At 30.9% G+C, this 8,471-nt stretch carries 9 protein-coding genes and 1 riboswitch; of the genes, 5 read left to right on the plus strand and 4 right to left on the minus strand.

Going from position 1 to position 8,471, the window contains the following annotated elements; all coding sequences use genetic code 11:
* Positions 1-182: hypothetical protein (locus MWH30_RS12785; protein WP_248664485.1), on the plus strand; the 182-nt coding region annotated here is incomplete at its 5' end.
* Between the two features lie 368 nt (positions 183-550).
* On the opposite strand, the gene MWH30_RS12790 is transcribed toward MWH30_RS12785, so the two are convergent.
* The 3 genes from MWH30_RS12790 to MWH30_RS12800 all read right to left on the minus strand — a co-directional run bounded on the left by MWH30_RS12790 (position 551) and on the right by MWH30_RS12800 (position 2,065).
* On the minus strand, positions 551-1,096 hold the full coding sequence (locus MWH30_RS12790; RefSeq protein WP_308221621.1) for a flavodoxin family protein: 546 nt from the start codon (positions 1,094-1,096) through the stop codon (positions 551-553).
* 310 nt (positions 1,097-1,406) lie between these two features.
* Positions 1,407-1,718, minus strand: coding sequence for an HU family DNA-binding protein (locus MWH30_RS12795; RefSeq protein ID WP_282706330.1), 312 nt, complete (start codon positions 1,716-1,718; stop codon positions 1,407-1,409).
* Positions 1,719-1,750: 32 nt separating this feature from the next.
* Positions 1,751-2,065 carry a DUF7768 domain-containing protein gene (locus MWH30_RS12800; RefSeq protein WP_248664487.1) on the minus strand — a complete coding sequence of 105 codons (315 nt, stop codon included), beginning with the start codon at positions 2,063-2,065 and terminating at the stop codon, positions 1,751-1,753.
* A gap of 258 nt (positions 2,066-2,323) precedes the next feature.
* Positions 2,324-2,406, minus strand: a riboswitch (cyclic di-GMP riboswitch).
* A gap of 549 nt (positions 2,407-2,955) precedes the next feature.
* Between MWH30_RS12800 and MWH30_RS12805 the strand changes: the two genes are divergently transcribed.
* The 3 genes from MWH30_RS12805 to MWH30_RS12815 all read left to right on the plus strand — a co-directional run bounded on the left by MWH30_RS12805 (position 2,956) and on the right by MWH30_RS12815 (position 6,123).
* Positions 2,956-4,062: an HD-GYP domain-containing protein gene (locus MWH30_RS12805; protein WP_248664488.1), complete on the plus strand. Its 1,107-nt coding sequence runs from the start codon at positions 2,956-2,958 to the stop codon at positions 4,060-4,062.
* A 608-nt stretch (positions 4,063-4,670) separates the two neighbouring features.
* Positions 4,671-5,123 (plus strand): NfeD family protein, encoded by a 453-nt coding sequence (locus MWH30_RS12810; protein ID WP_248664489.1) that lies wholly within the window; start codon positions 4,671-4,673, stop codon positions 5,121-5,123.
* Between the two features lie 4 nt (positions 5,124-5,127).
* The gene (locus tag MWH30_RS12815) at positions 5,128-6,123 is read left to right on the plus strand and encodes an SPFH domain-containing protein (RefSeq protein ID WP_248664490.1); all 996 of its coding nucleotides are present in this window, start codon (positions 5,128-5,130) and stop codon (positions 6,121-6,123) included.
* 867 nt (positions 6,124-6,990) lie between these two features.
* On the opposite strand, the gene MWH30_RS14005 is transcribed toward MWH30_RS12815, so the two are convergent.
* A complete protein-coding gene (locus MWH30_RS14005; protein ID WP_372494186.1) occupies positions 6,991-7,140 on the minus strand; it encodes an aspartyl-phosphate phosphatase Spo0E family protein in 150 nt (49 codons plus the stop codon).
* Positions 7,141-7,497: 357 nt separating this feature from the next.
* Between MWH30_RS14005 and MWH30_RS12820 the strand changes: the two genes are divergently transcribed.
* Entirely contained in the window at positions 7,498-8,106 is a 609-nt protein-coding gene (locus MWH30_RS12820) for a type IV toxin-antitoxin system AbiEi family antitoxin domain-containing protein (RefSeq protein ID WP_248664491.1), read from the plus strand.
* The last annotated feature ends 365 nt before the right edge of the window (positions 8,107-8,471 follow it).

Below are 8,471 nucleotides of genomic sequence, written 5' to 3' on the forward strand. Positions count from 1 at the left end.
CAGTAAATCTCCCAGCAGGAAGTTTTCATGATGTAGTTAAAGTCCAAAGCAGTCCTCTATCTGAAAAAGATAATTATAAAATTTATAGATACTATGCTAAAAATATAGGATTGATTAAGCAAGTAACTAAGGGTGAAGAATATGAAAACAGGCTTGAGTTAGAGTTTTATGGTAATAGATAGGAAAGCAGGGCCCTATTCAAAAGAGCTGGTCTCCCCTTGCTTGCTAAACACTAAGTTGAAATGTATAATATAACTATTTCACAATAAGGCATTATATCCGTAATAATTTGAACTTTTCCTTGACATCTATTAGCTGATTTATAAGAAGATCGAACTCGTTAAAAATTAATATTTCATTTTTTTAATATTACTAGAATTTAGAGCACAACTTTATTATCCACTGATTAAGTTTTTTATCTAAAATATCTCAAGAAAACTCCATCTAAATCTTGTTTTTGATTTAGGTGAAGAAATTGACTCAACAATCTAAGGTATTAAAAACCTCCACAAATTCAAGTTGCTCCTTCATACATACTAGAGCAACTTGGCTATACTATCATATTTACTACTGCCTCAATACTTTTTTTCATAGCATCATCTATCCTTCTGTCGTTACTCTCTCCTGCAAAGTGTAATAAACCATAAGCTGAAGTACTTATATCAGGAATAAGATTATTAGGAATTGAAACGGGAACCATTCCCATATGTTGAGCAAAAGTATTTATCGCCTGTAGGCAAAGTCCTCCTCCACCTTCGGGAGTAGCACAACTTGAAAATGCCACTAGCTTCTTTCCAGCCAATTCTGAGCTAGCCCAGAAACAGCTTAAGGAATCCATAAAGGCCTTCATCTCAGCCGAAACATTACCAAAGTATGTAGGCGAACCTAAGAATAGATAATCACTTTCTAAAATTCTATCTTTATTAGCAAATACAGGTATCTCTTTTATATCCTCTAAATAATCCTGGGCTGGAGGAAAGATTTTTGCTATCTTCGCTATGTCCTCATCTTTCACTCTATAAAGATCTACATCGACTTCGTGCTCTGAAAAATTATTATAAAATTCTTTGGCCATCAAGTAAGTATTACCGCACACACTATGGAATACAATAGTTGCTTTAATGACAACTCACTCCTTTCATAATTAGGTGTTTATCTTAAATTTTCTAGGCTTTGCATTATACTCCTTCATTATTAATAAATACTGCTTGTAGAGCTTTTTCCCCTTTGTTTTGCTTAAAATTTCTCAAAGCTTTTCATAGCTTCTTTAAACCTACTGTCAATCAAAATAACACAAATTCTTCTAAGGAAAAAAATTATTTAGAGGAAAACTAAACCGCTAACTAGTATTCCATAGCTAATTTAAAAAAAGACCAATCCCCGACAATCGAGGATTAGCCTTAACTTTATTCATCTACAGTCTCTTTAAAGGTTTTGCCTGCCTTAAATGCAGGAACTTTTTTAGCGGGTATCTCCATTTCTTCGCCAGTCTGAGGATTCCGACCTTTCCTAGCACTGCGATCCCTAACCTCAAAGCTACCAAATCCAGTTAACTGGATCTTATTCCTCTCATCTGCTGGCTTTTTAGCTTCCTCAGCTAATACTTCTGGAATCACTTCCATTAAAGCATCTAGAGAAGCTTTGCTATCCTTTTTACTCAATCCTGATTTCTCAGCTATCCTGTCTACTAGATCTGTCTTAGTGATGTTGCTTGACATAATACCGCCTCCTTATTTTAATTAAATCAACTTTAGCTTTTCCTTCTAACCTTAACTCCAACTTGATTAGCAAACTCTACTTCTCTTTTGCAACCCTTGGAATCACCATATACCCAAAGCTCATCACAAGTCTTTATTATCTGAAAGCAAGCCTGCATAATATCTTCCCTAATTCCATTTTCATCTTCAACAAAGCTAAACAAATGTAAAGGGCTAATCGGCAGGATTTCTCCTTTGCTAATTAACTTTCGGCATATTCCTTCCGCTTTTTGCTTATTACTTTCTGGATCACTCTTGAAAGGATGAGAGATAAATATTCTTTTTAATTTAGTTGCTTTAGTTATCATTTCAACACTCCTTATCAAAATCTTCGTGCTTGAATAAATATTATCGGATATATCAGCCAACTTGATATTAAAAATAAAACTAAACCTTTTAGATTAATGCTTACCGATTTATAGTCGCTTATTATATGATAAGCGATGACTATTAAGTTAAGTATTATTCCTGCTAAGTATATCTTAATCAATAAGCTCATAGCATCCACTCCAATCCCTTTTCTAAAATAAGTTAGGTATAGCTAAAAAATCCCCAAACCTAAAATAAGGCTTAGAGACGGTTTCACCACTCGCTCCATATAGTCAAGGTGACCAGATACAGACTATAATTCATCGCTTTCCTTTAGTGATTAGTAATTTAATTTTTAGCTTAATACTTATTATTCTTATTAACTAATTCTATACTTACTAACAAAAACCTGCACCAACTATTAAATTTTCAAATGCTTAATTTAACCAGCTACATACCTAAAATTATAAGCAAACTTATTCCCAGCCTACTGCTGAGTTGCTTATCACCGTATTTAAATTTGGATTGATTTCTAGTGTTTAATCAAATAGAGAACTACCTTCTAAGTGTTCTATACTCAATGAAGCAAGTCGCATAATAACCTTGGAAAACAATAAAAAGTAGAAAATTTTAAATGATAGAGAGGAAAATAGGTGTTGTAAACAGTAACTATAAATAAGGTAATAATTACATATAGTGCATATTGTCGGTAATTGTCGAAAGAAGTTGAGGTTTTAAAAGCAGAATGATTCTTTTTATATATCGGATATGATTATATAAAAAGTTGCCAGAAGCTCTTTGTTAGTAATCTATCCAATATCAATAAGTAATCTCATATTAATCATTTGCGGAGTTAAAATTGAAAATAATTGTAAAAGAGGTGTTTACCATGATATTGACTAGGATAGAAGAAATTAAAGAAGGTGATGTATTGGCCAAGGATATTTTTGATGCAAGCGGTAATATACTATTGCGAGGAGACAAAAAGCTAAATATAAGTGATATTAAAAAATTAAAAAGATATGGAATAACTAATGTCTATTTAAAAATGAACAAGATTGTTAGAGATAAAAGTATAGTTAGAGATGATGTAAAAAAAGTAGCTGTTAATACTGCAAAAAAGTGTGTAGAAACTTTTTATAAGTCAGCTGATGATGAAACTGATAATGATGATAAAAATGAAGTTAAACTGCTTGATGAATCAGAAATTATAAACTTAGTAGATAATATTATTAACGATATCTTTAGTAAGGATGATCTTTTTATTAGTTTAAGAGATATTAGAAAGTTGGATGATCAACTATTTTTTCATTTAACTAATACTAGTATTTTATCGATTGCGATTGCTAAAATACTTAATTATAGTAAGGATAAGCTTAAAGTTTTAGGTTTAGGAGCTTTTTTGCATGACATTGGCAAAATTAAAGTTCCTGATCGAATTTTAAATAAAGATGGTGAATTAAGTGATGAAGAGTTTGCTGAGATACAAAAACATCCTACTTATAGTTATGAAATTCTAAAAGATTACGAGGCAATCCCAGAAGAGGTAGCTATAATTGTTCATCAACATCATGAGAAATGTAATGGTTCTGGATATCCTCAGGGATTAAAAGGGGATGATATGCATCCTCTAGCTAAAATTGTAGCTATAGCTGATGTTTTTGATGCTTTGCAAAACAATAGAGTCTACCGTAAAGGCTTAGAAAATAAGAAGGTAATAAACATCTTATCTAGTATGGCTGAAGATGGTGAGCTTGATTCTAAGATAGTTAATAAACTTTCTAATCATATATTACCCTTTCCAGTCGGGGCAAGAATTCGACTTTATAATGATAAGTCTAACAATTTACTTGAAGGCGTAGTTATAGATGTTTCTAAGAATATTCAAAGACCGGTAGTTCAAGCAGTGAAAATTAATAATAGAAAATATGATATGGATTTAGTTATAGACTTAGAAGAAGAAATGAGTAATTTTGAAATCAGGGAGGTTGTTTAAACTAACTTACGGTTCAATTGCTGATTAATAAAAAATCACTATCAAAAATTCTGACTACTAATCTACATCAATTTTATTTATTCCTATAATTCCAACTCTAACTTTTAATAATGGTATTAGATCTGTATAAGGGTTTATTATCAAGGGTATTTTTCTTTTACGGATTCCACTTTCTATTAATTTGCCACCTGTTAAATTAATTTCTGTTCCATCAACAGGCTCAACATTTTTAACTTATATATTTAATCCTCTAATCCTTAATGGATTAGCTAGTTGACTCAACATTTACTATATCACCAAAAGCAGTCTCACCAGCTTCTATAACTACATTAACATTAGCCTCAACATCTTCAATTACTCTAAACCTTTAAATAAATACGATACTCTATCAATTCTTCAGTAAATTTGCAGGAGTTTAGGACTTTTACTTTAAATTAATAGATTAATAGCTTATCTTTAAAAACGCTAAAAATTTTCCATAAGATGACAAGCTGATGATATAGAATTATAACAATACCACTACTATATATAGTAGTCTCTTTGTTTCTTTTAGCTAATACTTCCTCTTTTATTTTAGAGCCATTAACTATTAAATATAGCAACTAGAAATGGAGGATTATATAATGGATATCTGGGTTATTTGGGTTATATTAGGAATAATACTTTTAATTCTTGAAGCTTTAACTCCAGAATTTATTATAGGCAGTTTTGCTCTAGGCTGTTTTGTAACAGGCATTATATCTTTATTTATAGATAATGTTACTGTTCAACTTTTAGTTTTTGCTATAACTACTATTATTGTACTGTGGCAAATTAGACCTTTCTTTCTAACTATTCTTGATAATCCAGAAGCTAAAAGTAATATATATTTATTAGTTGGTCAAAAAGCTAAGGTTATTAAAAAAATAGGGCCTGAAGATGTAAAAGGAAGAGTCAAGATTGGTGGAGAAGATTGGATGGCAGTTTCAAAAGAAGGAGGGATTATTCCAAAAGAAGAGAGGGTAGAAATTGTTAAGGTTGATGGGGCTAAAGTTATAGTAATAAAAGATAAGGAAAGGTGATAAAATGCCTTTATTAATTATTATGGGATTAATAGTTTTTTTTATAATTGTTTTTGCTATAAAAGGAGTAATTATTGTAAATCAGGCTGAAGCTGTTGTAATTGAGCGATTAGGAAAATTTAATCGAGTACTTGAGCCAGGTGTTAATGTGATTTGGCCTATTATTGAACGAGCTCAAAAAATTCAATGGGAGTTTATAACTGAAGATGATGAAGGCAAAAAAATAACCAGACGTAAATATATTACACGAATTGACTTACGCGAAACAGTTTATGATTTTCCTCGTCAAAATGTAATTACTGAAGATAATGTGGCAATCCAAATCAATGCTATGGTGTATTTCCAAGTTACTGATCCTAAAAGGGCTATTTATGAAATTAATAATTTACCTGTAGCAATTAAAAAACTAACTCAAACTACATTGCGTAATGTTATAGGTGAAATGGATTTAGATAAAACTCTTACTTCTAGAGATGATATTAACTCCAAGCTCAAATCAATTCTTGATCAAGCAACTGATAAATGGGGCGTAAAAGTTAATCGTGTTGAATTACAAGACATTATTCCCCCTAAAGATATTAAAGAAGCAATGGAAAAACAGATGCGTGCAGAGCGAGCTAAAAGAGCAAATATATTAACTTCCGAAGGTGAAAAAAAATCAAAAATATTAGAAGCAGAAGGTAAAAAAGAATCGTCAATTAATGAAGCTCAAGGTGAAAAAGAAGCTCAAATTTTAAGAGCTCAAGCAGAAAAAGAAGCAAGGCTTAGAATTGCTGAGGGTGAAGCAAAAGCAATTAAAAAAATTGCTGATGCTTTGAGCGAATATGATAGTGATCCTGCCCAATATTTAATAGCATTGAAGTATATTGAAGCCTTTAAAGACCTTGCAGATAAAGAAAATGACCAAGTGGTATATCTTCCGTATGAAATAAGTGGAGTTCTTGGATCATTAGGTGGTATAAAAGAGATGTTTAATAACATCCCAAAAGATCAAATTTAAATAATTTATAACTACCCTGTCACTTTTCTCATCAAATCATCCATAGTCGCTTATCTATACGATACTGCTTAATATCGTATTATTCACGTTTTTTTAAGAGATTATTTCATTGCAAGGATTAATTTGACAGACAAGTTTAGTGGTCAAAAATAAAGTTATCTGAAATATTGGGTAAAGCGTCTGTCCGCAGGATGCGGACAATAATCTTCATAGTAGATATTTAATATATATCATTGAACTGAGGAGGAGATCACAATGGATCATATTTCTGCCATAGTAGGAGGGTTTTTAGCTGTCTATCTATATTACCGATGGAAAAAGAAACGAGAAATTGAGAAAAAATAAGTTTAGACATGCAAATAAACGAAAGTAGCTCGTATTATCTGACTTATACGATTAAGGGATGAAAACAGTACCGCTTCAAAGACTTTTCAACTTCAAGTAGATAGTAAAACTTGGAGTGATTTAATTATGAAAAGAATAGTTAGTATTGCTATGGTAATGTTGGTGATCTTAGGATTCTCTTCTTTAGCTTTAGCTAGAAGTAATACTTCAAAAGCAAATGAAACTTAGCATAGAATGGAGCAAAAATGTATAGAGTATTTAGATCTATCAGCTAAGTAGTAGGAGAAGCTTGCCCAATTACAGGCTAAAAGACAAGAATTAAGAAATAAAGCTAGGTTAGAGAATAGAAATAACAGAAACAAATCGAGAGAAGAAACTGAAACTAGGGACTTCAAAAGAAGATAGTAATTAAGGGCAACTACTTAGGTTGCTCTTTTTGATATTACATCAGAAAGTTTTAAAATCAAAAAAGAATAGAAGACTTAATTTATAATCTGCCTTCTACTGCATTCATAATTAAAGTTATTTTTTAAGATACTCATTTATTAAGATGTCAAGCTCACGGCTTTTTTTCAAAAGCTTTTCTTTATTTTCATTAGCATCAATTCCGTTTAATTCTTCTCTCAACTCCTCAATTTTTTTAGCTAACTCTTTCTCATTAATTGGAATCACCTCCTTAATTTATTATAATGAATATATCAAGGATTAACTGTAAGCTATTTAACAAGCTGTAAGATAGTCTCATTTAAGTTCAATATAACATAGCAATATTAACATTCAATGATGAATCTTTTAAAGTTTTTATCTAAAATTAAATTCTCTTTTATTTTCAAATCGGTTTATCTGTTACTATTTAAATTGATCATTAAGTAATTAAGTGATATACTTAAGTTGTTAAAACTGTATGTATATATTTATAAGCACCTACATCTTTAACAAAAGTGATTTAAGCAACAAGCTTATTCTGTTAAAAACGTTGGTATATATTTATTTATATCTACATTTTTAACAATGACAAGGAGGGATCTTTTGAAAGAACAATATAAACAACAGATCAAAAAAATATTTGAAGATAATGGAGGCTATGCAAGAACTCAAGATATAATCGAAGCTGGAATTCATACTTCCTATCTTTATCAGCTAGTAGAAGAAAATGTGATCACCAAGCTTAAAAGAGGCTTATATCACTGGGATGACGGAGAGTTTACTGTGGAAGAAGAGTTAGTCCAGGTAAGCAAGATTGCTCCCAATAGTGTTTTTTGTCTAATTTCAGCCTTATCATACTACGAAATGACTACTCAAAGTCCCTGGGAGCATTATGTGGCTATCCATCAAAATGCACGCAGACCTGTTGTGCCTGATTATCCGCCAATAAGATTCTTTTATTTTTCAGATAAGCAGTTTGAGACGGGAATTAAAGAAATTGAAATAAATGAGAATATCATTAAAATGTATGACTTAGAAAAAGCTCTTTGTGACTGTCTAAGACTTAGGAATAGAATAGGTATGGAAGTAGCTAAAGAAGCTCTCCAAGAGTATGTTAAAAGATCAGATAGAGATATAACTAAATTACTTGACTATGCCGAGATTACTGGTATTTCTATTTTAATGGAAAAGTATTTGGAGATATTGATTTGACAGGAAATCTAGTCAATTCAATTAAAGCTAAGTTCCTTAACATAGCTATCCCTAGAAAGGGTGAATATTTAAAGGAATGGAATAATGAAAAAAGCCAATGGAACCCTGCAAAGCTTAAACATTCATTATCAGCAATCAGAGCCTATATAAGCTAATTATTACTACTTAGAAGAGTTTAGAGTTGTAGAAAGTCTCCTGAAATTCCATTTTAAAAACTTGCTAATGCTCTGATATTCTCTTTTAAGCTCGATTTTATAGTTAAAAAAAGAAAAAGACCTTCGCTAAGTTTTACTTTAACGAAGGTCTTATTTTTTCTTGATAACTATAAAATTAATAAATTATAAAGGAATATATCTTAAATTAGA

Origin of the sequence: Fuchsiella alkaliacetigena (assembly GCF_023227765.1) — a bacterium.
Taxonomy (GTDB): domain Bacteria; phylum Bacillota; class Halanaerobiia; order Halobacteroidales; family Acetohalobiaceae; genus Fuchsiella; species Fuchsiella alkaliacetigena.